General features: G+C 62.5%; 26 protein-coding genes and 1 pseudogene. 14 read left to right on the top strand and 13 right to left on the bottom strand.

Going from position 1 to position 24,668, the window contains the following annotated elements; genetic code table 11:
- Positions 1 to 84: 84 nt before the first annotated feature.
- Complete coding sequence (locus tag CKW13_RS07020) at positions 85 to 558, top strand: PAS domain-containing protein (protein WP_095107868.1); 474 nt, start codon at positions 85 to 87, stop codon at positions 556 to 558.
- Positions 559 to 609: 51 nt separating this feature from the next.
- Positions 610 to 1,215 carry a hypothetical protein gene (locus tag CKW13_RS07015; protein WP_095107867.1) on the top strand — a complete coding sequence of 202 codons (606 nt, stop codon included), beginning with the start codon at positions 610 to 612 and terminating at the stop codon, positions 1,213 to 1,215.
- Between the two features lie 5 nt (positions 1,216 to 1,220).
- Here the strand turns inward: CKW13_RS07015 and CKW13_RS07010 are convergent, their stop codons facing one another.
- Positions 1,221 to 2,171, bottom strand: a complete 951-nt coding sequence (locus tag CKW13_RS07010) for a MerR family transcriptional regulator (protein ID WP_095107866.1) — start codon at positions 2,169 to 2,171, stop codon at positions 1,221 to 1,223.
- 211 nt (positions 2,172 to 2,382) lie between these two features.
- On the opposite strand from CKW13_RS07010, the gene CKW13_RS07005 reads away from it, so the two are divergent.
- From CKW13_RS07005 to CKW13_RS06980, 6 genes are all read left to right on the top strand, one after another.
- A complete protein-coding gene (locus CKW13_RS07005) occupies positions 2,383 to 2,952 on the top strand; it encodes an antibiotic biosynthesis monooxygenase (protein WP_095107865.1) in 570 nt (189 codons plus the stop codon).
- A 62-nt stretch (positions 2,953 to 3,014) separates the two neighbouring features.
- Entirely contained in the window at positions 3,015 to 3,725 is a 711-nt protein-coding gene (folM, locus tag CKW13_RS07000; RefSeq protein ID WP_095107864.1) for a dihydromonapterin reductase, read from the top strand.
- Positions 3,726 to 3,748: 23 nt separating this feature from the next.
- Positions 3,749 to 4,309, top strand: coding sequence for a GTP cyclohydrolase I FolE (folE, locus tag CKW13_RS06995; RefSeq protein ID WP_095107863.1), 561 nt, complete (start codon positions 3,749 to 3,751; stop codon positions 4,307 to 4,309).
- A gap of 2 nt (positions 4,310 to 4,311) precedes the next feature.
- Positions 4,312 to 4,683 (top strand): dihydroneopterin triphosphate 2'-epimerase, encoded by a 372-nt coding sequence (gene folX, locus CKW13_RS06990; protein ID WP_095107862.1) that lies wholly within the window; start codon positions 4,312 to 4,314, stop codon positions 4,681 to 4,683.
- 20 nt (positions 4,684 to 4,703) lie between these two features.
- Positions 4,704 to 5,000, top strand: a complete 297-nt coding sequence (locus CKW13_RS06985; protein WP_095107861.1) for a DUF1244 domain-containing protein — start codon at positions 4,704 to 4,706, stop codon at positions 4,998 to 5,000.
- Positions 4,993 to 5,331 (top strand): HopJ type III effector protein, encoded by a 339-nt coding sequence (locus CKW13_RS06980; protein ID WP_176465072.1) that lies wholly within the window; start codon positions 4,993 to 4,995, stop codon positions 5,329 to 5,331. Before CKW13_RS06985 ends, CKW13_RS06980 begins: the two co-directional genes overlap by 8 nt.
- A 65-nt stretch (positions 5,332 to 5,396) precedes the next feature.
- Here CKW13_RS06980 and trxB read toward each other — a convergent pair whose 3' ends face one another.
- Positions 5,397 to 6,359, bottom strand: coding sequence for a thioredoxin-disulfide reductase (gene trxB, locus CKW13_RS06975; protein ID WP_095107859.1), 963 nt, complete (start codon positions 6,357 to 6,359; stop codon positions 5,397 to 5,399).
- A 313-nt stretch (positions 6,360 to 6,672) separates the two neighbouring features.
- Between trxB and cysZ the strand changes: the two genes are divergently transcribed.
- Both cysZ and CKW13_RS06960 read left to right on the top strand, forming a co-directional pair.
- Positions 6,673 to 7,428: a sulfate transporter CysZ gene (cysZ, locus tag CKW13_RS06965; RefSeq protein WP_095107858.1), complete on the top strand. Its 756-nt coding sequence runs from the start codon at positions 6,673 to 6,675 to the stop codon at positions 7,426 to 7,428.
- A gap of 42 nt (positions 7,429 to 7,470) precedes the next feature.
- Positions 7,471 to 8,721: a glycosyltransferase family 1 protein gene (locus tag CKW13_RS06960; RefSeq protein ID WP_095107857.1), complete on the top strand. Its 1,251-nt coding sequence runs from the start codon at positions 7,471 to 7,473 to the stop codon at positions 8,719 to 8,721.
- Here the strand turns inward: CKW13_RS06960 and CKW13_RS06955 are convergent.
- From CKW13_RS06955 to CKW13_RS06945, 3 genes are all read right to left on the bottom strand, one after another.
- Positions 8,690 to 9,793 carry an NADH:flavin oxidoreductase gene (locus CKW13_RS06955; protein ID WP_095107856.1) on the bottom strand — a complete coding sequence of 368 codons (1,104 nt, stop codon included), beginning with the start codon at positions 9,791 to 9,793 and terminating at the stop codon, positions 8,690 to 8,692. The two genes, CKW13_RS06960 and CKW13_RS06955, sit on opposite strands and share 32 nt — an antisense overlap.
- Before the next feature lie 157 nt (positions 9,794 to 9,950).
- Positions 9,951 to 10,433: a glutathione peroxidase gene (locus CKW13_RS06950; protein WP_095107855.1), complete on the bottom strand. Its 483-nt coding sequence runs from the start codon at positions 10,431 to 10,433 to the stop codon at positions 9,951 to 9,953.
- A gap of 123 nt (positions 10,434 to 10,556) precedes the next feature.
- Positions 10,557 to 11,042 carry a peptidylprolyl isomerase gene (locus tag CKW13_RS06945; RefSeq protein ID WP_095107854.1) on the bottom strand — a complete coding sequence of 162 codons (486 nt, stop codon included), beginning with the start codon at positions 11,040 to 11,042 and terminating at the stop codon, positions 10,557 to 10,559.
- On the opposite strand from CKW13_RS06945, the gene CKW13_RS06940 reads away from it, so the two are divergent.
- From CKW13_RS06940 to CKW13_RS06930, 3 genes are read left to right on the top strand one after another with little or no spacing between them, the layout of a single operon-like run.
- Complete coding sequence (locus tag CKW13_RS06940; protein ID WP_095107853.1) at positions 11,011 to 11,349, top strand: DUF3565 domain-containing protein; 339 nt, start codon at positions 11,011 to 11,013, stop codon at positions 11,347 to 11,349. The genes CKW13_RS06945 and CKW13_RS06940 overlap by 32 nt on opposite strands.
- A 58-nt stretch (positions 11,350 to 11,407) precedes the next feature.
- Positions 11,408 to 13,507 (top strand): phosphate acetyltransferase, encoded by a 2,100-nt coding sequence (pta, locus tag CKW13_RS06935; protein WP_095107852.1) that lies wholly within the window; start codon positions 11,408 to 11,410, stop codon positions 13,505 to 13,507.
- A complete protein-coding gene (locus CKW13_RS06930; protein ID WP_095107851.1) occupies positions 13,508 to 14,413 on the top strand; it encodes an acyltransferase in 906 nt (301 codons plus the stop codon).
- 127 nt (positions 14,414 to 14,540) lie between these two features.
- On the opposite strand, the gene cysN is transcribed toward CKW13_RS06930, so the two are convergent.
- The 4 genes and pseudogenes from cysN to CKW13_RS06910 all read right to left on the bottom strand — a co-directional run bounded on the left by cysN (position 14,541) and on the right by CKW13_RS06910 (position 18,784).
- On the bottom strand, positions 14,541 to 16,439 hold the full coding sequence (gene cysN, locus CKW13_RS06925) for a sulfate adenylyltransferase subunit CysN (RefSeq protein ID WP_095107850.1): 1,899 nt from the start codon (positions 16,437 to 16,439) through the stop codon (positions 14,541 to 14,543).
- A 53-nt stretch (positions 16,440 to 16,492) separates the two neighbouring features.
- Positions 16,493 to 16,834, bottom strand: a pseudogene (locus CKW13_RS06920) (four helix bundle protein).
- 104 nt (positions 16,835 to 16,938) lie between these two features.
- Positions 16,939 to 17,856 (bottom strand): sulfate adenylyltransferase subunit CysD, encoded by a 918-nt coding sequence (gene cysD / locus CKW13_RS06915; protein WP_095107849.1) that lies wholly within the window; start codon positions 17,854 to 17,856, stop codon positions 16,939 to 16,941.
- Positions 17,857 to 18,025: 169 nt separating this feature from the next.
- Positions 18,026 to 18,784: a Nif3-like dinuclear metal center hexameric protein gene (locus CKW13_RS06910; RefSeq protein WP_095107848.1), complete on the bottom strand. Its 759-nt coding sequence runs from the start codon at positions 18,782 to 18,784 to the stop codon at positions 18,026 to 18,028.
- Positions 18,785 to 18,886: 102 nt separating this feature from the next.
- Here CKW13_RS06910 and algW point away from each other — a divergent pair, with 102 nt between their 5' ends.
- Positions 18,887 to 20,047: a Do family serine endopeptidase AlgW gene (gene algW / locus CKW13_RS06905; RefSeq protein ID WP_095107847.1), complete on the top strand. Its 1,161-nt coding sequence runs from the start codon at positions 18,887 to 18,889 to the stop codon at positions 20,045 to 20,047.
- 71 nt (positions 20,048 to 20,118) lie between these two features.
- Here algW and hisC read toward each other — a convergent pair whose 3' ends face one another.
- From hisC to murA, 4 genes are all read right to left on the bottom strand, one after another.
- On the bottom strand, positions 20,119 to 21,171 hold the full coding sequence (gene hisC / locus CKW13_RS06900) for a histidinol-phosphate transaminase (protein WP_095107846.1): 1,053 nt from the start codon (positions 21,169 to 21,171) through the stop codon (positions 20,119 to 20,121).
- Positions 21,172 to 21,173: 2 nt separating this feature from the next.
- The gene (hisD, locus tag CKW13_RS06895) at positions 21,174 to 22,499 is read right to left on the bottom strand and encodes a histidinol dehydrogenase (RefSeq protein ID WP_095107845.1); all 1,326 of its coding nucleotides are present in this window, start codon (positions 22,497 to 22,499) and stop codon (positions 21,174 to 21,176) included.
- Positions 22,500 to 22,625: 126 nt separating this feature from the next.
- Positions 22,626 to 23,261 (bottom strand): ATP phosphoribosyltransferase, encoded by a 636-nt coding sequence (hisG, locus tag CKW13_RS06890; protein WP_095107844.1) that lies wholly within the window; start codon positions 23,259 to 23,261, stop codon positions 22,626 to 22,628.
- A 124-nt stretch (positions 23,262 to 23,385) separates the two neighbouring features.
- Positions 23,386 to 24,651, bottom strand: coding sequence for a UDP-N-acetylglucosamine 1-carboxyvinyltransferase (gene murA / locus CKW13_RS06885; RefSeq protein WP_095107843.1), 1,266 nt, complete (start codon positions 24,649 to 24,651; stop codon positions 23,386 to 23,388).
- Positions 24,652 to 24,668 lie beyond the last annotated feature (17 nt).

Here is a 24,668-nt window from a genome sequence, read left to right as displayed (position 1 = left end):
CTCAATTAGAAATGATGGCAAGTGGACAGTTGCCGATCTTGCCTTAGAATCCCCGGCTACCGCGAATGACCGGACAGCTTGCCGATGATAAATGCCCACCTGCTGCAAATGGTCATCAACGCCTCCCACGACGGCATCGTCATCGCCGAGAAAGAAGGCGAAGACAACATCCTCATCTACGTGAACCCGGCCTTCGAGCGCATGACCGGCTACAGCAGCGACGAGATTCTGTACCAGGACTGTCGCTTTTTGCAGGCCGGCGACCGCGACCAACCGGCATTGGCGCTGATCCGCGACGCCCTCAACCGGCGCCGTTCGTGCCGCGAAGTGCTGCGCAACTACCGCAAGGACGGCACGCCGTTCTGGAACGAGCTGTCGTTATCGACGGTGCTCAACGAGAACGACCAACAGACGTACATAGTCGGGGTGCAGAAGGATGTCTCGGCCCAGGTTCGCGCTGAACAACGGGTGCAGAAGCTGGAAAACCAAGTGGCCGAGTTGCAGGCGCAATTAAGCGCGCTCCAGGCGACGGGCGGCGCAAACAAGACCGCGAATTAATTGTCATTAACTACAATCACCCCTGAACCTGCCCTTTTTCTCGAGTTCGCCATGCACCGTGACACCCTCCTGACCCAGGATGAGCTGGATTTCATCCAGACCATGCAGCACAACCCGCAGCTCAATGTGCGGGATGCGACCTCGAGCCTGTTGGTCAACGGCGGTTCGCAGATCCGCGATCTGCTCACGCGCCTGGCGGCCAACGAGCAAGTGACGATTCAAGCGCAATTCGAAAACCAGCAGATGACCTTTCCCCTGCACCTGGTGGAAGACGAATTCCACGCCTTGCACCTGCGCCTGGGTGTGCCGAGTATTTTTGAAGACGGGCCGATGGTTCGCCCCTGGCGCCTGGCGCTGGAAGAGCCGGTGCCCCTGGAGAATGCCCATGGCCAGCCCGCAGCCCTGTGGGTACACGAGGTGTCGTTCAAAGGCGTGCTGGTGGAAATCCGCAACCGCACCAAGCCGCCGCGCCAGTTCGCCCAGTGGTTCAGCCCCTCAGGCTATGAGCGCATTGCCCTGCGCGGCAGCTTCGAGCGCGAAACCGCCCAAGGCTTCTTCGCCTATCGCCTGAACCAGAGCGACACGGACGAAACCGAGCGCCTGCGCCAGTTCATTCTGCAACAGCACCGCCTCAGCCATCCGGCCCTGCATAGCTGAGCCACTCAGGTATCCAGCGTACCGCTGAGAAACCGCATCAACCGCCGCTGCATCAAAGGCCCTTCGCTACCCAGGCGACCGATCGAGGTGCCGGCCAGGCTTTCCTGAAGCAGGTCAGCGGTAGCGCCCGCCAGCATCAGCGGGCAATCCAGGCTCATCGCCAGGCGATTGAGGCGCCGTGGCCACTCCGGCGCCGGGGCATGGTTGCCGAACAGCACCAGCGCCTGGGGCTTGATCCGCTCGCACAGCAAGGTCAATTCATCGAAAGGCTGGCCCAGCGCCAACACCCGCACCTCAACCTGCTCGTTGCCCAGCAACAGCGCCGCCACCAGCAATTCGAGTTCGTAGCTGGGTTCGGTAAGGGCGCTCAGCAGGATCTTGTGCGGTTGTTCGCCGCGCAAAAACAGCAAGCGTTGAGACACCCGGGTGCGCAGAAAGCTGTCGAGCATCAGCCATTCGCTGGCCTGGCCAAAGCCCCGGGGCTGCTGCATAAGGCTTTTCCACAACGGCAGCAAAATGTCCTGAAACACCACCGCCACGGGGTAGCTGGCGAATACCTGGCCATAGAGCCGCTCCAGGTGCCGCTCGTCAAAGGCAGCGAGGGCACCGCGCAGGCGGCTTTGCCACTGTTCGTATTCCTGGCGGGCGCCTGGCGCGTCGGCATAGGCGTGAACACTGCTGTTTTTAGCCAGGATCCGGCCGATCTTGCTCACCGCCACACCGCGTTCGATCCAGTGCAGGATGCTGCGCACCCGCTCGATATCGGTCATGGAATACAGGCGATGCCCACTTTCGGTGCGTGTGGGCACGATCAAACCATAGCGCCGCTCCCAGGCACGCAGGGTGACCGGGTTGACGCCAGTCAGGCGTGACACTTCCCGAATCGGGAACAGGTCTTCTTGCTGGAGCTGTCGGGACGCCGTGGAAGATCCGTGAAGTTCGGTGATAACAGGCATGTTCTGCGGGAAAGGTCCGAAAAAGTATTGGATCCCATTCTATCCCCGGCTCACCTGGGGATATCAAGTGCAGTTTGTCGCACACCGCGCTGGTGTATTTGATGGAATCGGGAATAATCCTTGCCTGAATTTCAACGCAGCCCATCACCCCGGCGCTGCGTGCAGTGCGCCCCTACCCGGGAACGCGCGTCAGCATTACGGAGATAAACCCATGTCGACCTCACCCGTCACCCTGATGGTGGCGCGCCGCGTTGCCGATGGCCGCTATCAGGACCTGATTGCCTGGCTCCACGAAGGCGAGCAACTGGCCACCGACTTCCCCGGCTACCTCGGGTCCGGCGTACTGGCCCCACCGCCCGACGATAACGAATTCCAGATCATCTTCCGCTTCGCCAATGAACAGACCCTGCACGCCTGGGAGCATTCTGTCTCACGTACAGCGTGGCTCGCCCGTGGCAGCGACCTGTTCGCCCACCCTTCGGAACATCGGGTACGCGGCATCGACGGCTGGTTCGGCACCAGCGGCGCGCGCCCGCCACGCTGGAAGCAAGCGGTGGCGATCTGGCTAGCGTTCTTTCCGGTGTCGCTGCTGTTCAACTGGCTGCTGGGCCCGTGGCTCACCGACCTGGGACTGCTAAGCCGAGTGTTCGTCAGTACCCTGGCCCTGACGCCGCTGATGGTGTACCTGTTCATCCCACTCTCCACGCGCCTGCTGGCTAATTGGCTCAACGCCACGGCGACCCGCGCCCTGCCCGCCCCGACCGCTGCGCAGAACCCATAAGCGCGGGGCGCTGATAGCCCGTCGCTGGTATAGTTTTGCCCTACCCGTGACGCGAGCCGCACATGACCCAGCCCCCAGCCCCGATTCTTATCACCGGCGCCAGCCAGCGTGTCGGCCTGCACTGTGCGCTGCGCCTGCTCGAGGCCGGCCACCCGGTGATTGTCAGCTACCGCAGCGAACGCCCCGGCCTGCAAACCCTTCGCGAGCGGGGCGCAGTAACGCTGTTCGCGGATTTTTCCAGCGAGGCCAGCATCCTGGCCTTTATCGGCGAACTGAAAACCCACACCGACAGCTTGCGCGCCATCGTCCACAACGCCTCGGCGTGGCTGAAGGAACCTGCGGGCGATGAGGCGCAAGCCTTCACGCAGATGTTCAGCGTGCACATGCTCGCGCCCTACCTCATCAACCTGCATTGCGCGCCGCTGCTGGAGCGCTCGAGCCCGGCGGATATCGTCCACATCAGCGACGACGTGACGCGCAAGGGCAGCAGCAACCATATCGCCTACTGCGCCAGCAAGGCCGGGCTGGACAGCCTGACCCTGTCGTTCGCCGCCCGCTATGCGCCGCACATCAAGGTCAACGCTATCGCCCCGGCCCTGGTGCTGTTCAATGAGGGCGATGACGCGGCCTACCGGGCCAAGGCCTTGGCCAAATCGGTGATGGGCGTTGCGCCCGGTAGCGAGGCGATTTACCAGGGCTTGCGTTATCTGCTGCAAAGCCCCTGTGTCACTGGCACCACCCTGACCGTCAATGGCGGGCGGCACCTCAAGTAGGCGGCCCCCGCGGAGGATGTTGTATGACGCTGTCCCTGCCCCAGCATTACCGGCAAATCCTCATCGGCCTGGGCGAAGACCCCACGCGCGAAGGCTTGCAAGACACCCCGGCACGCGCCGCCAAGGCCATGCAGTACCTTTGCCACGGCTATGGGCAGAGCCTGGAGGACATCGTCAATGGCGCCCTGTTCGCGTCAGATAGCGACGAGATGGTGATCGTTGCCGACATTGAGCTGTACTCACTGTGCGAACATCACCTGCTGCCCTTTATCGGCAAGGCCCACGTGGCGTACATCCCCACCGGCAAGGTGCTGGGGCTGTCGAAGATCGCGCGCATCGTCGATATGTACGCGCGGCGCTTGCAGATCCAAGAGAACCTCACGCGGCAGATCGCCGACGCGGTGCAGCAGGTCACCCAGGCCGCCGGCGTGGCGGTGGTGATTGAAGCCAAACACATGTGCATGATGATGCGCGGGGTCGAGAAGCAGAACTCGACCATGAACACCTCGGTGATGCTCGGCGCCTTTCGCGAGTCGAGCAACACCCGCCAGGAATTCCTGCAACTGATTGGACGGAGCAAGTAGCAATGCCACAACTACAACCAGCAATGGCCCGCATCCGCGTCAAGGACCTGCGCCTGCGCACCTTTATCGGCATCAATGAGGACGAAATCCTCAACAAGCAGGATGTGCTGATTAACCTGACCATTCTCTACGCCGCCCAGGATGCCGTGCGCGACAACGATATCGACCACGCCCTGAACTACCGCACCATCACCAAGGCCATCATCGCCCACGTCGAGGGCAACCGCTTTGCCCTGCTCGAGCGCATGACCCAGGAACTGCTGGACCTGGTGATGCAAAACGCCTCGGTGCTGTACGCCGAAGTCGAAGTGGACAAACCCCATGCCCTGCGCTTTGCCGAGTCGGTGTCGATCACCCTGGCGGCCAGCCGTTAACCCTCCCGGACCCTGCCCCTATGTCTCCTCAAGAACGCCTGGAACTCGAAGCCGCCGCCTTTCGTCGATTGGTGGCGCACCTGGACAGCCGCAAGGATGTGCAGAACATCGACCTGATGAACCTCGCCGGGTTCTGCCGCAACTGCCTGTCCAAGTGGTACAAGGCCGAGGCCGACGAGCGCCAGATCGAGGTCAGCCTCGATGACGCCCGCGAAGTGGTGTACGGCATGCCGTACGCCCAGTGGAAAAGCCAATACCAGAAAGAAGCCAGCGCCGAGCAGCAAGCGGCGTTCGCCAAAGGAAAAACCCATGACTGACCTCGACACCCTGCGTGCCAGCCTCGACAGCGGCGCGCACGCCTTCGCCGACACCCTGGCCTTTATCGCCGCGGGCTACGACTACCAGCCCCAGGCCTTCACCAACGGTGGCGTAGCAAATGCCGCCGGGCAGAACGAAGGCTCGTGCAAGACCCTGGGCCTGGCCTTGCTTGAAGGTTTGAGCGACCAGCATGCGCTGCTGGCCTTTGGCGAGCACTACCGTTCGGTCCTGGCCACGCCCGAAGGCAACGACCACGGCAATATCCGTGCATTGATCGCCCATGGTTTGGCTGGCGTACAGTTCACCGCCCCGCCCCTGAGCCGGCGCTGAACCCGGCCCTTACAGGCATAAAAAAACCGGCCTGAAACTCAAGCCGGTTTTTTCGTTGCAGCGCCTTAGAGCGCTGCGTTCTGCAGGTCGTCCAGGTAGCGCTCGGCGTCCAGAGCGGCCATGCAGCCTGCGCCGGCCGAGGTGATGGCCTGGCGGTACACGTGGTCGGCCACGTCGCCTGCGGCGAAGATACCTTCCACGCTGGTGGCGGTGGCGTTGCCTTCGGTGCCGCTCTTGATGACCAGGTAGCCATCCTTGAGGGTCAGTTGGCCTTCAAACAACGAGGTGTTCGGGGTGTGGCCAATGGCGATGAACACGCCATCGACTTTCAGCTCGTCGAAGCTGCCGTCGTTGTTCTTCAGGCGCGCACCGGTCACACCCATGTTGTCGCCCAGCACTTCGTCCAGGGTGGCGTTGAGCTTGAGCACGATCTTGCCCTCGGCAACCCGCGCATGCAGCTTGTCGATCAGGATCTTCTCGGCGCGGAAAGTCTCGCGACGGTGGATCAGGGTCACTTTGCTGGCGATGTTGGCCAGGTACAGGGCCTCTTCCACGGCGGTGTTGCCACCGCCAACCACGGCCACTTCCTTGTTGCGATAGAAGAAGCCATCGCAGGTCGCGCATGCCGAAACGCCTTTGCCCATGAAGGTTTCTTCGGACGGCAGGCCCAGGTAACGGGCGCTGGCGCCGGTGGCGATAATCAGCGCATCGCAGGTGTAGACGGCGCTATCGCCGGTCAGGCTGTACGGCTTGGAGGCGAAATCCACCGCATTGATATGGTCGAACACGATCTCGGTTTCAAAGCGCTCGGCGTGCTCTTTCATCCGCTCCATCAGGGCAGGGCCCGTCAGGCCATGGACGTCGCCGGGCCAGTTGTCGACTTCGGTGGTGGTGGTCAGTTGGCCGCCGGCCTGCATGCCGGTAATCAGCAGCGGCTTGAGGTTGGCACGGGCAGCGTAGACCGCCGCGCTGTAACCGGCAGGGCCGGAACCGAGAATAATCACTCGCGAATGACGGACTTCAGGCATGACTCACTCCTATTGATCGGTTCGGGCAGCAAGGGCACGGAACCGATAAACCTGCGGAAATAAAAAAAGGGTTGCCAAAGCGCTTGGGGAAGGCTTGAAACCGGCAGCCCTGAAAAATAGTGGGTGCAGCGTATCGAGGGGGGGAAGATTAAGGAAATACGGTTTAACAATCCAGCTCATAGGTGGTCTCTATCTGTAACGCCTCTGTTTAACAGCCCCTTTGTTACAGCTAATGTCGAGGCCATCACTGTGCTTTCACCCCCGGGGCAAAGCCGGTAAGGTCGGCGCGTTTTCTCACTGCAAGGAACCCTTTATGCCCGCCCCCGTTCTGTCCGGCCCGCAATACCTGCGCGAAGGCCTGAAACTGGTCTTGAGCCCGGGCCTGCGCCTGTTCGTCCTGTTGCCGCTGCTCATCAACCTGGTGCTGTTCGTCGGATTGATCTACCTGGCCGGCCATTACTTCAGCCTGTGGGTCGATACGCTGATGCCGTCGCTGCCCGACTGGCTGAGTTTCCTCAGCTATGTGCTGTGGCCCTTGTTCGTGGTGCTGGTGGTGCTGATGGTGTTTTTCAGCTTCACGATGCTGGCCAACATCATCGCCGCGCCGTTCAACGGTTTCCTCGCGGAGAAAGTCGAAGTGGTGGTGCGCGGCACCGATGACTTCCCGGCCTTCAGTTGGGGCGAGTTGTTCGCCATGGTGCCACGCACCCTGGCGCGGGAAATGCGCAAGCTGGGCTACTTCCTGCCCCGGGCCCTCGCGCTGCTCATCCTCTCGTTCATCCCCGTGGTCAACCTGATCGCCGCGCCGCTGTGGCTGCTGTTTGGCGTGTGGATGATGGCCATCCAGTACATCGACTACCCGGCGGACAACCACAAGCTGGGCTGGAATGAAATGCTCGCCTGGCTACGCGAGAAGCGCTGGCAGAGCCTGGGCTTCGGCGGCATCGTCTACGTGGCGCTGCTGATTCCGGTGGTCAACATCCTGATGATGCCGGCTGCCGTGGCCGGCGCCACACTGTTCTGGGTGCGCGAGCGCGGCGCCGAGAACCTGCCTACCCACCAAGGCTGAACCGGCGTCATAAATCCATCACCGCACTGACATCTGCACGACATGGCCCGGGGTGACACTCAGGCCATGACAGCCGCCCTACGCATCACCCTGGTTACCGAAACCTTCCCCCCGGAAATCAACGGCGTGGCCAGCACCCTGGCCCACTTCTGCGATGGCTTGCGCGCGCGCGGTCATCGCATTGAGTTGGTCCGCCCGCGCCAACCCGCTGACCACAACCGCCCCAACGACGAGCTCCTCATGCTCTGCCGGGGCTGGCCGCTGCCGGGTTACCCGGGATTGCAGTGGGGGCAATCGTCGATGCACAAGCTGCTGCGCCGCTGGAAACGCCAACGCCCGGATGTGCTGTACATCGCCACCGAAGGCCCGCTGGGGCTGTCGGCCCTACGCGCGGCGCGGCGCCTGGGGATAGCGGTGGTCAGCGGCTTTCATACCAATTTCCAGCAGTATTCGCGCCTGTATGGCCTGGGGCCACTGAGCCGCCTGCTGACCCACTACCTGCGCGGGTTCCACAACCGCTCGCACCTGACCCTGGTGCCCAGCCTCAGCCAACACCTGGAGTTGGCACGGCGCCACTTCGAGCGTTTGGCCCTGCTTACTCGCGGTGTGGACAGCCACCTGTTCAACCCGGCCAAACGCCGCGATGAGCTGCGCCGCCAGTGGGGCCTGGAGAACGACGATATCGCGGTGATTTACATCGGGCGCCTGGCCCCGGAAAAAAACCTCGGCCTGCTGCAACGCTGCTTCGCGACCCTGTGCAGCAGTTATCCACAGCGGCCCATGAGGTTGATCCTGGTGGGCGATGGGCCGCAGCGTGGCTCGCTGGAAAAAGACCTGCCCGATGCCGTGTTCTGTGGTGCGCAATGCGGCGAGGCACTGGCCGAGCACTACGCCTCGGGGGACGTATTTTTGTTCCCCAGCCTCACCGAGACCTTCGGCAACGTCGTGCTCGAAGCCCTGGCTTCAGGCCTGGGTGTGGTGGCGTATGACCAGGCTGCCGCCGCCCAGCATATTCGCCACGGCTACAACGGCGTGCTGGCGATGCCCGGCGACGAGGCGGCGTTCTGCGATGCGGCGGCCTGGTTGCTGGAAGAGCGCGAAAGCCTGCGCCGAGTGCGCCTCAATGCCCGGCAACACGCCGGCCGCCAAGGCTGGCCGGCAGTGATCGAACAGTTGGAAGGGTATTTGCGCGCGGCGAGTGCGTCGGCCAAGGGTGTGGCGGCCCTTGAGGGTGGCGCGGGGAACGCCACCCCGGACGCCCTTAAACCAGGCTCATCAGGGCTTCGCGGCTGAACGGCAGGATGTCCTGCTCGCGGCCTTCGCGCACTTTCACAGCCCAGTCCGGGTCCACCAGCAGGGCGCGGCCCACGGCTACCAGGTCGAACTCGTCGTTGTTCAGGCGTTCCAGGAGTTTTTCCAGGCTCGCCGGTTGGGCGACTTTGTCGGTGTTGACCATAAATTGCAGGAATTCGCCGTCCAGGCCCACGCTGCCCACGGTGATGGTCGGTTTGCCGGTCAGTTGCCGGGTCCAACCGGCCAGGTTGAGGTCAGAGCCTTCGAATTCCGGCTCCCAGAACCGCCGCGTCGAGCAGTGGAAAATATCCACCCCGGCGTCGGACAACGGCTGGAGAAACTCCGCCAGCGCCTCGGGGGTTTGCACCAGGCGAGCGGTGTAATCCTGCTGCTTCCACTGGGAAAACCGCAGGATGATCGGGAAATCCTTACCGACCGCCGCACGCACGGCCTGAATCAGTTCAATGGCAAAACGCGAGCGATTGGCCAGGTTGCCACCGTATTCGTCGGTGCGCTGGTTGCTGCCCTCCCAGAAGAACTGGTCCACCAGGTAACCATGGGCGCCGTGGATTTCCACGCCGTCCATGCCGATGCTCTGGGCATCCTTGGCGGCCTGGGCGAAGGCGCCGATCACGTCCTGGATGTCTTGCTTCGTCATGCCGTGGACCACCACCTGGCCGTCCTTGAGTTTTTCCATCGGGCCATAGGCCGGCACGCTGGCGTCCGGCTCGGTGCCGATGCGACGCACGCTGCCCACGTGCCACAACTGCGGAACGATCTTGCCGCCCTCGGCGTGCACCGCGTCCACGACTTTCTTCCACCCGGCCAGGGCCGCGTCGCCATAGAAATGCGGCACGTTCGGGTAGCCGTTGGAGGCCTTGTGCCCAACGGTAGTGCCCTCGGTAATGATGAGGCCCACGCCGGCCGCGGCGCGGCGGCGGTAGTACTCGATAACTTTGGAATTGGGCACGCCGCCGGGCGAGAACGAACGGGTCATGGGCGCCATCACCACGCGGGTCGGCAGCTCCAGGGAGCCGAGCTGAAAGGGTTTGAACAAGGCTTGGACAGGCATCGCATTCTCCGCACGCACAGGATTTTATGACGGCAATAATATGGAGCCATCACAGCACTGAACAGCACTATTGATTCCGGTGATTAAGGGGTAGAAGCCTACAAGTAAGCGCAGGCGAGGTTCGGCGCGAGCGCGCCGCCTCCCGCCGTGCACGCCATCAGGCCAGGGCTTTTTCGATGGCCTGCACCACGCTCACATCATCCGGTGCGGTGCGCGGCGAGAAACGCGCCAAGACGCGGCCGTCCTTGCCGACGAGGAATTTCTCGAAGTTCCAGGTGATGTCCCCCGGAAACTCCGCGCCCTCGCCCGCCAGCAGGCGATACAGCTGATGGCGTTCCGGCCCGTTAACGTCCAGCTTGCCGGCCAGCGGGAAGCTCACGCCGTAGTTGAGGCTGCAGAAATCCTGGATCTCTTGGCCCGTGCCCGGCTCCTGCCCGGCAAACTGGTTGCACGGCACGCCCAGCACACTGAAACCCTGGCCCTTGAATTGCTGGTAGAGGTTTTCCAGCGCTGCGTACTGAGGCGTCAACCCGCACTTGGAGGCGACGTTGACCACCAGCACGACTTGCCCCTTGAGCGGCGTCAGAGGAAGGGCCTTGCCGTCCAGGGCGGTGAGATTAAGGTCGTGAAAAGCACTCATGGCGAACTCCAAAATTCCCGTGTTTTCTTGAAACCTGCCGACAGCGTTCACCATCGCCAACTGCCACCGACTAAAAAGGCGCCCTCGGGCGCCTTTCCAGATCAGTGAGCTTAGCCCACAAAATCAGTGGTGATGACCGCCTTCGCCATGCACGTGACCATGGGCGATTTCTTCTTCGCTGGCATCACGGATATCAACGATCTTGACCTGGAAGGTCAAACGCTGGCCGGCCAATGGGTGGTTGCCGTCAACGGTCACGTCGTCGCCGTCCAGGTCGCGGATGGTGACGATCTGCATCTGGCCATCCGGTGCCGACGCGTGGAACTGCATGCCCACTTCCAGCTCGTCGACGCCTTCGAACATGCTGCGGCTCAGGGTGCTGACCAGTTCGGCAGCGTATTCGCCGTAGGCATCTTCAGGTTCAACGGCCACGGTCAGTTCATCACCGACGCTCTTGCCATCGAGGGCTTTTTCCAGGCCCGGGATGATGTTGCCTGCGCCTTGCAGGTAGACCAGCGGCGCGCCGCCGGCTGAGCTGTCGATGACCTCACCAGCGTCGTTGGTCAGGGTATAGTCGATGGAGACAGCCTTATTGGCGGCGATCAGCATGGGGCGAGACCTTTTGCATAAGAATGAAGAACGGGCAAGTTTAGCGAAGCAAACGAGCGAAAGCGACCACAACCCGGACAAACGGCCGATGCCAGGGGGCAGTACGGTCAGCGGTTTTCATCAGGACGAAGATGGCCACTGGGTTGCGCTGCTGTCGTGCGGCCATAGCCAGCACCTGCGCCACCAACCGCCCTGGCAATCGCGGGCCTGGGTCGAGGATGCGCACGCGCGCCAGGCAAAAATAGGCCAGCCCTTTGACTGCGGTTGGTGTGCTCAAGGCCCGGTTAGCGATAACCTTAGCGCCTGATACCCGGCAAATGGCCAGTTATAGGCCAGCGCCCGCCATGCAACTTCCGAGAATCCGCATGCAAACTTTTTTTATCGCACCCACCGATTTTGGCGTGGGCCTGACCTCCATCAGCCTCGGGCTGGTGCGCACCCTCGAACGGGCCGGGCTGAAAGTCGGCTTCTTCAAACCCATCGCCCAGCCCCACCCAGGCGACACTGGCCCGGAGCGCTCCACCGAACTGGTGGCCCGCACCCACGGCCTGAAACCGCCGCAGCCCCTGGGCCTGGCCCATGTCGAGCGGATGCTGGGCGATGGCCAGCTCGATGAGCTGCTGGAAGAAATCATCACCCTTTACCAGCAAGCGGCCGTGGGCAAGGACGTGCTGGTGGTCGAAGGCATGGTGCCGACCCGCAGCGCCAGCTATGCCGCACGGGTCAACCTGCACCTGGCCAAGAGCCTGGATGCCGAGGTGATCCTGGTTTCGGCCCCGGAAAACGAAGTGCTCACCGAACTCTCCGGGCGCGTGGAGTTGCAGGCCCAACTGTTCGGCGGGCCGAAAGACCCGAAAGTGTTGGGGGTGATCCTCAATAAGGTGAAAACCGACGAAAGCATGGAGGCCTTCGCCGCGCGCCTGAAGGAACATTCGCCGTTGCTGCGCAGTGGCGATTTCCGCCTGCTGGGCTGCATTCCGTTCCAACCCGAACTTAATGCCCCGCGCACCCGCGACGTGGCCGACCTGTTGGGCGCCCAGGTGCTCAACGCCGGGGACTACGAAACCCGGCGCATGAGCAAAATCATCATTTGCGCGCGCACCATGCGCAACACCGTGGAGCTGCTCAAGCCCGGCGTGCTGGTGGTGACCCCGGGGGACCGCGACGACATCATCCTCGCCGTCAGCCTCGCGGCGATCAACGGCGTGCCCCTGGCCGGCCTGCTGCTGACCAGCGATACCCTGCCCGACCCGCGCATCATGGACCTGTGCCGTGGCGCGTTGCAGGCCGGGTTGCCGGTGTTGTCGGTGAGCACCGGTTCCTACGACACCGCCAACCAGTTGAACGGTTTAAACAAGGAAATCCCCATCGATGACCGCGAACGTGCGCAGATCATCACCGACTTCGTCGCCAGCCACCTGGACGCCAAATGGCTGCACCAGCGCTGCGGCACCCCGCGGGAAATGCGCCTCACCCCGGCGGTGTTCCGCTACCAGTTGATCCAGCGCGCCCAGCTCGCTAACAAGCGCATCGTGTTGCCCGAGGGCAGCGACCCGCTGACCGTACAAGCCGCGGCCATTTGCCAGGCCCGTGGCATAGCCCGTTGCGTGCTGCTGGCTAAACCTGAGGATGTGCAAGCCGTGGCCCGTGCCCAGGGCATCGAACTGCCCGAAGGCCTGGAAATTCTCGACCCGGACCTGATTCGCGAGCGCTACGTCGAGCCTATGGTGGCCCTGCGCAAAACCAAAAGCCTGAACGCCCCCATGGCCGAGCAGCAACTGGAGGACACCGTGGTAATCGGCACCATGATGCTGGCGCTCGATGAGGTGGACGGCTTGGTGTCCGGGGTCATCCACTCCACCGCCAATACCATTCGCCCGGCCCTGCAACTGATTAAGACCGCGCCTGGCTGTACCCTGGTGTCGTCGGTGTTCTTCATGCTGTTCCCCGACCAGGTGCTGGTGTACGGCGACTGCGTGATGAACCCCCACCCCAGCGCCACGGAACTGGCGGAAATCGCCCTGCAAAGTGCCGACTCTGCCGCCGCGTTCGGCATCACCCCGCGGGTGGCGATGATTAGCTATTCCAGCGGTGAGTCGGCCAGTGGCGAGGAAGTGGAGAAAGTCCGCGAAGCCACCCTGCTGGCCCACGAGGCGCAAAGCACCCTGCTGATCGACGGCCCCCTGCAATACGACGCCGCCGCCAATGAACACGTCGCCCGGCAACTGGCGCCCAACAGCCTGGTGGCGGGCAAGGCCACGGTGTTCGTGTTCCCCGACCTCAACACCGGCAACACCACCCACAAGGCGGTGCAGCGCAGCGCCGATTGCGTCAGCCTGGGGCCGATGCTGCAAGGCCTGCGCAAACCGGTGAACGACCTGCCCCGCGGCGCGCAAGTCGATGACATCGTGTACACCATCGCCCTCACCGCGATTCAAGCGGCCAACCGACCTATGGATGCCTAAATGCTGGAATTTCTGCCTGCCCCCGTGCGCGGGGTGATCGCCTCGCTCTTACTGGCGCTGAACACGATCCTGCTGTGCTCGTTCCTGTTCTGCGTGGCGATCTTCAAGGTGCTGCCGTTCGCCCTCACGCAACGCTTCACCGCGTGGCTGATGAGCCACACCCACGAAGCCTGGATCAGCAACAACAAAGCCTGGATGGACCTGGTATGCCGCACCCGCTGGCACCTAGAGGGGTTGCAGGGCCTGGACTACCAGCACTCGTACCTGATTACCAGCAACCACCAGAGCTGGGTCGACATCATGGTGCTGCAGTACGTGCTCAACCGCCGCATCCGCCCGCTGAAGTTCTTCCTCAAGCAAGAGCTGATCTGGGTCCCGGTGATCGGCCTGGCCTGGTGGGCCCTGGGCTTTCCGTTCATGAAGCGTTACTCCAAGGCCTACCTGGAAAAACACCCGGAAAAAAAGGGCAAGGACCTGGAAACCACGCGCAAGACCTGCGCCAAGTTCCGCAATAACCCGGTGGGCATGTTCAACTTCGCCGAGGGCACGCGCTTCACCCCCAGCAAGCATGCCCAGCAGCAGTCGCCGTTCCGCTACCTGCTCAAGCCCAAGGCCGGCGGTATCGCCTTTGTTCTGGACTCCATGGGCGAACAGCTCCAATCCATCGTCAACGTGACCATCCACTACCCCGGTGGGCGCCCCGGCTATTGGGATTTGCTGTGCGGTAACGTCAAGGAGGTGGTGGTGCATTTCGAGGAAGTGCAGATCCCGCCCGAGTTCATCGGCAAGAACTACGAACAGGACGGCGAGTACCGGTTGCAGTTCCAGCAATGGATCAACCGCTTATGGGAAGAGAAGGACGCGTTGCTGGAGCGATTGCATCACCAGTATCCCGCCAAGCCTTGAGGCGCCTGTAAGGGCGCCATCGCGAGCAGGCTCGCTCCCACACCCCACCAAAAAGCCCGCCACCGATCACTCGGTGGCGGGCTTTTCACTTACCGCTTGCAGCTAACCACTTACCGCTGCGTCCCTCTTAGATCGCCCCACGCTGACGCAACAGTTCGAGCACCTGCTTGACGCTGTCGTCCAACGACAACGCCTGGGTGTCGATCACCAGGTCGGCATTGAGCGGCACATCGTAGGGGAAGGATTCACCCGGGATGTTGTCGCCACCCGCCGCATACAGGCCCTGCGGGTCACGCTCGGCGCACACCGCAGGCGAGGCCTGGACGTACACGGTGAGCAGGCGCTCGTTGCCGATCAGCGCCTTGGCCTGTTCGCGGCCTTCGGCATCCGGGGCGACGAACGCGGCCAGGGTCAGCAGGCCGGCTTCGTTGAACTGACGTGCGACATGGGCCGCACGGCGCCAGTTCTCGGTGCGCCCGGCGCGGTCCTGGGGCAAGCCCTTGTTCAGGTCGTGGCGCAGGTTCTGGCCATCGAGCACAAACACCGCCCGGCCCATGTCGAACAACTTGCGCTCTACCGCATAGGCCAGGGTGCTTTTACCGGCGCCCGACAAGCCGCTGAACAGCACGGTGGCCGGTTGCTGGCCGAAGCGCTGGGCGCGCTCTTCGGTGGCCACGTGGGCCAGTTTGCCGTGGTGGCTTACGCTGCCGTGGGCCAGGGGCGCGGCGATAATCATGCCGGCGGCGACGGTGCCGTTGGTCAGGCGATCGATGACGATGAACGAGCCAGTGGTGCGGTTGCTGGCGTAACCGTCCAGGGCGATGGCGGCGTCCAGGCTGATCTTGACCCGGCCGATTTCGTTCAACTGCAACGCACTGGCCGGGCCTTCGGCCAGGGTGTTGACGTCCACGCGGTGGACGATGCTGGTGATCGAGCCCGGCACATAACTGGTGGCGCGCTTGATGTCGTATTTCTTGCCCGGCAGCATCGGCTCTTCGGCCATCCACACCAGCATGGCGTCGAAGGCGTCAGTGACTTGCGGCACGTTGTCGGCATGCACCAGCAGGTCGCCACGGGAGATGTCGATCTCGTCTTCCATGGTCAGGGTCACGGCTTGGCCCGGGCCGGCGTGCTCCAGCTCACCTTCGAAGGTGACGATGGATTTGACGCGGCTGCTCTTGCCCGACGGCAGCACCACCACTTCGTCGCCCTTGTGCACGATGCCGCTGGCGAGGGTGCCGGCGAAACCACGGAAGTTCAGGTTCGGACGGTTGACGTACTGCACCGGGAAACGCAGGTCGGTGTAGTTGCGGTCGTTGGCGATCTCGACGGTCTCGAGGATCTCCATCAGCGACTGCCCGGTGTACCAAGGCGAGCGCTCGCTCTTGTTCACCACGTTGTCGCCCTTGAGCGCCGACATCGGAACGAAGGCCAAGGTGCTCGGCTTGAAGGCGATACCTTCGGCGAACTTCAGGTAATCGGCCTTGATCGACTCGAAAATGCTCTCGTCGAAACCGTTGAGGTCCATTTTGTTGATTGCGACCACGATGTGCTTGATGCCCAACAACGAGGCGATAAAGCTGTGGCGGCGGGTCTGGGTCTGCACGCCGTAGCGGGCGTCCACCAGGATAATCGCCAGGTCACAGGTGGACGCACCGGTGGCCATGTTGCGGGTGTACTGCTCATGGCCGGGGGTGTCAGCGATGATGAATTTGCGCTTGGCGGTAGAGAAATAGCGGTAGGCCACATCGATGGTGATGCCCTGCTCACGCTCGGCCTGCAAACCGTCCACCAGCAACGCCAAGTCGATATCGTCACCAGTGGTACCGACTTTTTTCGAGTCTCGGGTGATGGCTTCCAGATGATCTTCGTAGATCATCTTGGAGTCGTGCAGCAAACGCCCGATCAGCGTGCTCTTGCCGTCGTCAACGTTGCCACAGGTCAGAAAGCGCAGCATTTCCTTGCGTTCGTGCTGGCCCAGGTAGGCGAGGATGTCCTCGCTAATCAAATCAGATTGATGGCTCATTACGTTCAAGCTCCAAGCTGTGAGCTTCAAGCGGCAAGCTTGTCGGCGTACAGCTAGTCAGAAATTTTGTTAATCAGGCCGCAGAGCATTTTTGAGAGCTCCCGGGTTTCTGCAATCCAGTTATCAGCCAGTGGTTGGGCGATGTAAGCGATGTCACTGCCGATGAAAGTCTGAGTTCGTAACTCTCCACAAGAGGCCTTCGCAATCCAGAGAAAACGTACCTTTTCTTTGGCACTGCGACGCTCCATTCCTTCAGCAATATTGGAAGGCACCGAAAGTGCTGAGCGAGTGATTTGGTCCTTGAAACCAAGATCCCTGCATTGAGCAAACTCTCAGTAAACTCTCACCGCTAGACACGTGCTTCTCTGCCAAACAACCAACTTCTCGAAATCCATTACGAGTCACTCAAACGCGGCTCGCAACGACCGGCTGCTAGCACCAGGCTGCAAGATGACGCATACCGCCCTTCACTTGCAGCTTGAGGCTTGTAACTCGAAGCTTAAAAGTACCCCTGCCGTTTTTTGTCTTCCATGGAGCCTGCGCCATCGTGGTCGATGACACGGCCCTGGCGCTCGGAAGTTCGCGTCAGGAGCATTTCCTGGATGATGTCCGTCAGCGTCTCGGCTTCGGACTCCACCGCGCCCGTCAGCGGGTAGCAGCCGAGGGTGCGGAAACGCACTTTCTTTTTGACGATGCGGGCTTTGTCCTCGTCGGAGAGGTGCTCGAGGATGCGCTCGTCGTCGATCATGATGAGCGTGCCGTTTTTCTCGATCACTTCGCGCTCGGCGGCAAAGTACAGCGGCACGATCGGGATGCCTTCGAGGTAGATGTACTGCCAGATATCCAGCTCGGTCCAGTTGGACAGGGGGAACACGCGGATCGACTCGCCCTTGTTGACGTTGCCGTTGTAGACGTTCCACAGCTCCGGGCGCTGGTTTTTCGGGTCCCAGCGGTGCTTGCTGTCGCGGAACGAGTACACGCGCTCTTTGGCGCGGGATTTCTCTTCATCGCGGCGCGCACCGCCGAAAGCGGCGTCGAAACCGTACTTATCCAGGGCCTGCTTGAGGCCCTCGGTTTTCATGATGTCGGTGTGCTTGGCGCTGCCGTGGGTGAAGGGGTTGATCCCTTGCGCCACGCCGTCGGGGTTGACGTGGGTAATCAGCTCCAGGCCCAGCTCTTCGACCATGCGGTCGCGGAACCTGTACATCTCCTGGAATTTCCACTGGGTATCGACGTGCATCACCGGAAAGGGCAGCTTGCCCGGGAAGAAGGCCTTGCGCGCCAGGTGCAGCATCACGGCGGAATCTTTACCGATCGAGTAGAGCATCACCGGGTTATCGAACTCGGCGGCGACCTCGCGGATGATGTGGATGCTTTCGGCCTCCAGCTGTTTCAGATGCGTCAGTTTGTCGACCATGGCTACTCACGAAAACGATCTTATGGACGGCCAGCGGGCCGTGTTCGAGCGGGGCATGCTAGCACAGCGCCTGATTCTATAGAGGGCGCCAACTAGATCGAAACGGTATATGAATATGCCTGCTCGTTTGGCCTTGGCGCCCGCCTGCTACGGGGATCGCGTGCAGGGCTCAGATCGGGTTCGGGCAATCGATGAACAGGTGCTCAAGGGCAAAGCGCCGCGCCAGGTAGTCGCCCAACGCCTGAACGCCGTAGCGTTCGGTGGCGTGGTGGCCGGCGGCAATGAAGCTGATGTTGTTTTCCCGCGCACTGTGGAACGTCTGCTCGCTGGCCTCGCCGCTCAGGTAGAGGTCAACGCCGGCCACGACAGCCTGGTCGATGTAGCCCTGGCCGCCGCCGGTGCACCAGCCGACCCGGCGGATCATCTCGCTGCCTTCGATGAGCAAGGGCTCGCGGCCCATGGCGCCCTGCACGCGGCGGGCGAAATCGCGTGCGGTAAGGGGCTCGGCCAGGGAACCCACCAGCCCCACGACCTTGAGGTTGTCCGGGTCCAGCGGGCCTTCGACGGTGATGTCCAGTTGCCGGGCCAGTTGCACGTTGTTGCCCACCTCGGGGTGCAAGTCCAGCGGCAGGTGGTAGGCCAGCAGGCTGATGTCGTGCTTGAGCAGGGTCTTGAGGCGGCGCTGCTTCATACCGGTGATGCAGGGGTTTTCGCCCTTCCAGAAATAACCGTGGTGGACCAGCACCAAGTCGGCTTTGGCCTCTACCGCCGCATCCAGCAGCGCCTGGCTGGCGGTGACGCCGCTGACGATGCGCATCACCTGCGGGCGGCCCTCGACCTGCAGGCCGTTGGGGCAATAGTCGGCAATTTTCGAACTGCCCAGATAACGATCCGCTTCTTGTACCAGGGTGCTCAGGGCGACGGCCATAAAAGACTCCTAAATATCCCGTTCAGAGCCGCACGCGCGCCTCTATAATGCGCGACATTATGGGCCGTCCATGGCCCTTCGTAACCTCTCAGGACTTGCTTAATGCTCAAGGCGCTGCGTTTCTTTGGCTGGCCGCTGTTGGCCGGCGTGCTTATCGCGTTGCTGATTATCCAGCGTTACCCGCAGTGGGTCGGCCTGCCCAGCCTGGACGTCAACCTGCAACAGGCGCCGCAAACCACGTCTATCCAGCAGGGTCCGGTGTCCTATGCCGACGCCGTGACCCTCGCCGCCCCCGCCGTGGTCAACCTGTACACCACCAAAGTCGTCAACAAACCGGCCCACCCGCTGTTTGAAGACCCGCAGTTCCGGCGCTTCTTCGGCGATAACTCGCCCAAGCAGAAACGCATGGAATCGAGCCTCGGCTCGGGCGTCATCATGAGCCCCGAAGGCTATCTGCTGACCAACAACCACGTCACCAGCGGCGCCGACCAGATCGTCGTCGCCCTCAAGGACGGCCGCGAAACCCTGGCTCGAGTGATCGGCAGCGACCCGGAAACCGACCTGGCGGTGCTGAAGATCGACCTCAAGAACCTGCCCTCGATCACCATCGGCCGCTCGGACAACATCCGCATCGGCGACGTGACCCTGGCCATCGGCAACCCCTTCGGCGTTGGCCAGACCGTAACCATGGGCATTATCAGCGCCACCGGGCGCAACCAGTTGGGCCTGAACAACTACGAAGACTTCATCCAGACCGATGCGGCGATCAACCCCGGCAACTCCGGCGGCGCCCTGGTGGATGCCAACGGCAACCTGACCGGCATCAACACCGCGATTTTCTCCAAGTCCGGCGGCTCCCAGGGCATCGGCTTCGCCATCCCGGTGAAACTGGCCATGGAGGTGATGAAGTCGATCATCGAGCACGGCCAGGTGATCCGTGGCTGGCTGGGCATCGAGGTGCAGCCGCTGTCCCAGGAACTGGCGGAATCCTTTGGCCTCTCCGGGCGCCCGGGCATTGTGGTGGCAGGGATTTTCCGGGACGGCCCGGCGCAGAAGGCCGGTTTGCAACTGGGTGATGTGATCCTGAGCATCGACGGCGAACCGGCCGGCGATGGCCGCCGCTCGATGAACCAGGTGGCGCGGATCAAGCCGACGGACAAGGTCCGCATCCAGGTGATGCGCAACGGCCAGGAGCTCAAGCTCACCGCCGAAATCGGCCTGCGCCCACCGCCGGCCGTGGCGCCGGTGAAAGAAGAAGAGTAAGCCGCAATACTCATGTGGGGGCGGGCAAGCCCGCTCCCACACAAGCCTACGCCTGGAAATCCGGCTGAGGCTTAAAGCTCCCCCACCCCTTCGACCAACGCCTGATTCTGCTCGGGCGTGCCGATGCTGATGCGCAGGAATTGGTCGATGCGCTGCTGCTTGAAGTGGCGCACGATCACGCCCTGCTCGCGCAACTTGGCCGCCAGGGCGGCTGCGTCGTGCTGCGGGTGGCGGGCAAAGATGAAGTTCGCGGCCGAGGGCAGCACCTCGAAGCCCTTGGCCTTGAGCTGGCCCACCAGTGCTTCGCGGCTGTCGATGACCAACCGGCAAGTCTTGGCGAAGTACTCGCGGTCGTCGAACGCCGCTGCGCCGCCGACATTGGCCAGGCGATCAAGCGGATAGGAGTTGAAGCTGTTCTTGACCCGCTCCAGCGCCTCGATCAAATCCGCATGGCCTACCGCCAGGCCCACCCGCAGGCCCGCCAGGGAGCGGGACTTGGACAGGGTCTGGGTGACCAACAGGTTCGGGTAGCGATCCACCAGGCTGATGGCCGTCTCGCCGCCGAAATCGATGTACGCCTCGTCGACCACCACCACCGAGGCCGGGTTGGCCTTGAGGATCTGCTCAACCGCCTCCAGCGCCAGCAGGCAACCGGTGGGCGCGTTCGGGTTGGGGAAAATGATCCCGCCGTTGGGCCGTGCGTAATCCGCCGGGTCGATCTGGAACTGCTCATCCAACGGCACTGCATCGAAGTGGATGCCGTAGAGGCCGCAGTAGACCGGGTAGAAGCTGTAGCTGATGTCCGGGAACAGCAGCGGCAAGTCGTGCTGCAACAAGCCGTGGAAGATGTGCGCCAGCACTTCATCCGAGCCGTTGCCCAGGAATACCTGGTTGCCCTGCACGCCGTAGTAGCGGGCGACGGCTTGCTTGAGCAGGTCGCTGTTGGGGTCCGGGTACAGGCGCAACGTATCGCCCAGCTCGGCCTGCATCGCGGCCAGGGCCTTGGGCGATGGGCCATAGGGGTTTTCGTTGGTGTTGAGCTTGACCAGTTTGGTCAGCTTGGGTTGCTCGCCCGGCACGTAAGGCACCAGGTCCTTGACGAATGGGCTCCAGAATTTACTCATGCTCAGTCTCCTTTTTTATCGGCAAGGATGCGGTATTCAGCACTGCGGGCGTGGCCCGTGAGGGATTCGCCCCGGGCCAGGACCGAGGCGGTCTTGCCCAGCTCGGAGGCGCCTTGAGGCGAGCAGAAAATGATCGACGACCGCTTCTGGAAGTCATACACCCCCAGCGGCGACGAAAACCGCGCAGTGCCGGAGGTCGGCAGCACGTGGTTGGGGCCCGCGCAGTAGTCGCCCAGGGCTTCGCTGGTGTGGCGGCCCATGAAGATCGCGCCGGCGTGGCGGATCTGCGGCAACCAGGCCTGGGGGTCGGCTACCGACAGTTCCAGGTGTTCCGGGGCGATGCGGTTGGCGACGTCTATCGCTTGCTGCATGTCGCGCACCTGGATCAACGCGCCACGGCCGTTGATCGAGGTTTCGATGATCTCGGCACGCTCCATGGTGGGCAGCAACTTGGCGATGCTGGCGGCAACCTTGTCGAGAAACGCGGCGTCCGGGCTGACCAGGATCGCCTGGGCGTCTTCATCGTGCTCAGCCTGGGAGAACAGGTCCATGGCGATCCAGTCCGGGTCGGTCTGGCCATCGCACACGACGAGGATCTCCGAAGGGCCGGCGATCATGTCGATACCCACTTGGCCGAAGACATGGCGCTTGGCCGTGGCCACGTAGATGTTGCCCGGGCCGACCACTTTGTCCACCTTGGGCACGCTTTCGGTGCCGTAGGCCAGGGCCGCCACCGCTTGGGCGCCGCCGATGGTGAACACCCGGTCCACCCCGGCAATGCAGGCAGCGGCCAGCACCAGCTCATTGATTTCGCCGCGCGGCGTAGGCACGACCATGACCACTTCGGCCACACCCGCCACCTTGGCCGGAATCGCGTTCATCAATACCGACGACGGATAAGACGCTTTGCCGCCCGGCACGTAGAGGCCGGCGCGGTCCAGTGGCGTGACCTTCTGGCCCAGCACCGTGCCGTCGGCCTCGGTGTAGGTCCAGGAGTCCTGCTTCTGTTTTTCGTGGTAGCTGCGCACGCGCTCGGCGGCGGTTTCCAGGGCCTGGCGCTGCTCAGCGGTGATGCGGGTCAGGGCCAGCTCCAGGCGTTCGCGGGGCAGGATCAGGTCCGCCATGGACGCCACTTGCAGGCCATCGAACTGCTGGGTGAACTCCACCAACGCCGCATCGCCGCGCTCGCGCACAGCCTTGATGATGTCCAGCACCCGCTGGTTGACCGAGTCGTCGGACACACTCTCCCAGCTCAGCAGATGATCCAGATGATGGGCGAAATCCGGGTCGGCAGCGTTGAGTCGGCGAATGGCAGTGGACGTGGTCATAGCGAGAGCCTCATAGGATTGGCAAAAACTCAGGCGCCCATAACTAGCAGTCATTTCCGCTTGGGCACCTGAGAATTCTGGCTATGAGGCGGATAGACGGGCGCGCTTTAGGGGCGCGCGAGTAAATCAACCGCGGTGTCGCGACTCCACTGCTGTGCGCAGGGTATCGATCAACGCCTGAATCCGGGCGTGCTGCATTTTCATCGAGGCTTTGTTGACGATCAGCCGGGAACTGATGGCCGCGATGAATTCCTGGGGTTCCAGGCCATTGGCGCGCAGGGTGTTACCGGTGTCGACGACGTCGATGATTTTGTCGGCCAAGCCGATCAACGGCGCCAGTTCCATCGAGCCGTAGAGCTTGATGATATCGACCTGGCGGCCCTGTTCGGCGTAGTAACGCTTGGCGACATTGACGAACTTGGTGGCGATGCGCAGGCGGCCCTTGGGCTCGGGCGCGCCGACCTTGCCGGCCGTCATCAGCTTGCACTGGGCAATCTGCAGATCCAGCGGCTCGTACAGGCCCTGGCCGCCGTACTCCATCAACACGTCCTTGCCCGCCACGCCGAGGTCGGCGGCGCCATGCTCGACGTAGGTCGGCACATCGGTGGCGCGCACAATCAGCAGGCGCACATCGGCCTGGGTCGTGGGGATAATCAGCTTGCGGCTCTTGTCCGGATCCTCGGTCGGCACGATGCCCGCTTCAGCCAGAAGCGGCAGGGTGTCGTCAAGGATGCGGCCCTTGGACAGTGCGATGGTCAACATGGGAAACGTCAGTCCTTATCAGGCTACTGATGCCCGGTCGCAAACGGCGCCGGACATGAATCGAGGCCGTGAAGCCCCGATCGAAAAAACCTTGTGGGCACGTCCCTGTGCCCTGCTGCGAGAACTAGCCCGGTACGCGGCGGATTTTCGCGCCGAGCATCTGCAGTTTCTCTTCGATGCACTCATAGCCACGGTCTATGTGGTAAATGCGATCGATCAGCGTGTCACCTTCGGCGATCAGCGCCGAAATCACCAGGCTGGCCGAAGCCCGCAGGTCGGTGGCCATGACCGGGGCGCCCTTGAGCTTCTCGGTGCCGGTGACGATGGCGGTGTTGCCTTCGACCTGGATCTTGGCACCCATGCGATGCAGCTCGTAGACGTGCATGAAGCGGTTTTCGAAGATCGTCTCGATCACCGCGCCGGTGCCTTCGGCAATGGCGTTCAGGGAGATGAACTGCGCCTGCATGTCGGTGGGGAACGCCGGGTATGGAGCGGTACGCACGTTGACAGCCTTGGGCCGCTTGCCGTGCATGTTCAGCTCGATCCAGTCTTCGCCAGTGGTGATCTCGGCGCCCGCTTCCTTGAGTTTTTCCAGGACAGCTTCGAGGATGGTCGGATCGGTGTCCTTGACCTTCACACGGCCACCGGTCACGGCAGCAGCGACCAGGTAGGTGCCCGTCTCGATACGGTCCGGCATCACTTTATAAGTGGCCGAGTGCAGGCGAGGCACGCCGTCGATGGTGATGGTGTCGGTGCCCGCGCCGGACACTTTCGCGCCCATGGCGTTGAGGAAGTTCGCCAAGTCCACCACTTCCGGCTCACGGGCGGCGTTTTGCAGCACGCTGCGGCCAGTGGCCAGTGCAGCGGCCATCATGATGTTCTCAGTGCCGGTCACGCTGACGGTATCGAAGAAGAAACTCGCGCCGCGCAGGCCACCCTCAGGCGCCTTGGCCTTGATGTAGCCACCTTCGACGTCGATGGTCGCGCCCATGGCTTCCAGGCCACGGATGTGCAGGTCGACCGGACGTGAACCGATGGCGCAACCGCCCGGCAGAGCCACTTCAGCCTCACCGAAACGGGCAACCATCGGCCCCAGCACCAGGATCGAGGCCCGCATGGTTTTCACCAGTTCGTACGGGGCGATCAGGGTCTTGATGGTGCGTGGGTCGATTTCGACGCTCAGCTTCTCGTCGATCACCGGCTCAATGCCCATGCGCCCGAACAGCTCGATCATGGTGGTGATGTCATGCAGGTGCGGCAAGTTGGCGACCGTGACCGGGCCATCGCACAGCAGGGTGGCTGCCAGAATCGGCAGGGCAGAGTTCTTTGCCCCGGAAATACGGATCTCGCCATCAAGACGAACACCGCCGGTAATAATCAGTTTATCCATAAGAATCTCGACGCCCT

Source organism: Pseudomonas sp. Irchel 3E20 (genome assembly GCF_900187645.1).
Taxonomy (GTDB): Bacteria; Pseudomonadota; Gammaproteobacteria; order Pseudomonadales; family Pseudomonadaceae; genus Aquipseudomonas.
Note: the sequence above shows the minus strand (reverse complement) of the source record. Positions and strands in the feature narration are given on the sequence as shown.

What these genes read in the sequence shown, in the direction of transcription:
- folX (WP_095107862.1), top strand. Translation starts at nt 4,312, where the DNA reads ATGCCACAACTACAACCAGCAATGGCCCGCATCCGCGTCAAGGACCTG.
- cysN (WP_095107850.1), bottom strand. Translation starts at nt 16,439, where the DNA reads ATGAGCCATCAATCTGATTTGATTAGCGAGGACATCCTCGCCTACCTG.
- cysZ (WP_095107858.1), top strand. Translation starts at nt 6,673, where the DNA reads ATGCCCGCCCCCGTTCTGTCCGGCCCGCAATACCTGCGCGAAGGCCTG.
- algW (WP_095107847.1), top strand. Translation starts at nt 18,887, where the DNA reads ATGCTCAAGGCGCTGCGTTTCTTTGGCTGGCCGCTGTTGGCCGGCGTG.
- CKW13_RS07020 (WP_095107868.1), top strand. Translation starts at nt 85, where the DNA reads ATGATAAATGCCCACCTGCTGCAAATGGTCATCAACGCCTCCCACGAC.
- CKW13_RS07015 (WP_095107867.1), top strand. Translation starts at nt 610, where the DNA reads ATGCACCGTGACACCCTCCTGACCCAGGATGAGCTGGATTTCATCCAG.
- CKW13_RS06985 (WP_095107861.1), top strand. Translation starts at nt 4,704, where the DNA reads ATGTCTCCTCAAGAACGCCTGGAACTCGAAGCCGCCGCCTTTCGTCGA.
- CKW13_RS06960 (WP_095107857.1), top strand. Translation starts at nt 7,471, where the DNA reads ATGGCCCGGGGTGACACTCAGGCCATGACAGCCGCCCTACGCATCACC.
- hisC (WP_095107846.1), bottom strand. Translation starts at nt 21,171, where the DNA reads ATGAGTAAATTCTGGAGCCCATTCGTCAAGGACCTGGTGCCTTACGTG.
- folE (WP_095107863.1), top strand. Translation starts at nt 3,749, where the DNA reads ATGACGCTGTCCCTGCCCCAGCATTACCGGCAAATCCTCATCGGCCTG.
- CKW13_RS07010 (WP_095107866.1), bottom strand. Translation starts at nt 2,171, where the DNA reads ATGCCTGTTATCACCGAACTTCACGGATCTTCCACGGCGTCCCGACAG.
- pta (WP_095107852.1), top strand. Translation starts at nt 11,408, where the DNA reads ATGCAAACTTTTTTTATCGCACCCACCGATTTTGGCGTGGGCCTGACC.
- folM (WP_095107864.1), top strand. Translation starts at nt 3,015, where the DNA reads ATGACCCAGCCCCCAGCCCCGATTCTTATCACCGGCGCCAGCCAGCGT.
- hisG (WP_095107844.1), bottom strand. Translation starts at nt 23,261, where the DNA reads ATGTTGACCATCGCACTGTCCAAGGGCCGCATCCTTGACGACACCCTG.
- cysD (WP_095107849.1), bottom strand. Translation starts at nt 17,856, where the DNA reads ATGGTCGACAAACTGACGCATCTGAAACAGCTGGAGGCCGAAAGCATC.
- trxB (WP_095107859.1), bottom strand. Translation starts at nt 6,359, where the DNA reads ATGCCTGAAGTCCGTCATTCGCGAGTGATTATTCTCGGTTCCGGCCCT.
- murA (WP_095107843.1), bottom strand. Translation starts at nt 24,651, where the DNA reads ATGGATAAACTGATTATTACCGGCGGTGTTCGTCTTGATGGCGAGATC.
- CKW13_RS07005 (WP_095107865.1), top strand. Translation starts at nt 2,383, where the DNA reads ATGTCGACCTCACCCGTCACCCTGATGGTGGCGCGCCGCGTTGCCGAT.
- hisD (WP_095107845.1), bottom strand. Translation starts at nt 22,499, where the DNA reads ATGACCACGTCCACTGCCATTCGCCGACTCAACGCTGCCGACCCGGAT.
- CKW13_RS06955 (WP_095107856.1), bottom strand. Translation starts at nt 9,793, where the DNA reads ATGCCTGTCCAAGCCTTGTTCAAACCCTTTCAGCTCGGCTCCCTGGAG.
- CKW13_RS06940 (WP_095107853.1), top strand. Translation starts at nt 11,011, where the DNA reads ATGGAGACAGCCTTATTGGCGGCGATCAGCATGGGGCGAGACCTTTTG.
- CKW13_RS06980 (WP_176465072.1), top strand. Translation starts at nt 4,993, where the DNA reads ATGACTGACCTCGACACCCTGCGTGCCAGCCTCGACAGCGGCGCGCAC.
- CKW13_RS06930 (WP_095107851.1), top strand. Translation starts at nt 13,508, where the DNA reads ATGCTGGAATTTCTGCCTGCCCCCGTGCGCGGGGTGATCGCCTCGCTC.
- CKW13_RS06945 (WP_095107854.1), bottom strand. Translation starts at nt 11,042, where the DNA reads ATGCTGATCGCCGCCAATAAGGCTGTCTCCATCGACTATACCCTGACC.
- CKW13_RS06950 (WP_095107855.1), bottom strand. Translation starts at nt 10,433, where the DNA reads ATGAGTGCTTTTCACGACCTTAATCTCACCGCCCTGGACGGCAAGGCC.
- CKW13_RS06910 (WP_095107848.1), bottom strand. Translation starts at nt 18,784, where the DNA reads ATGGCCGTCGCCCTGAGCACCCTGGTACAAGAAGCGGATCGTTATCTG.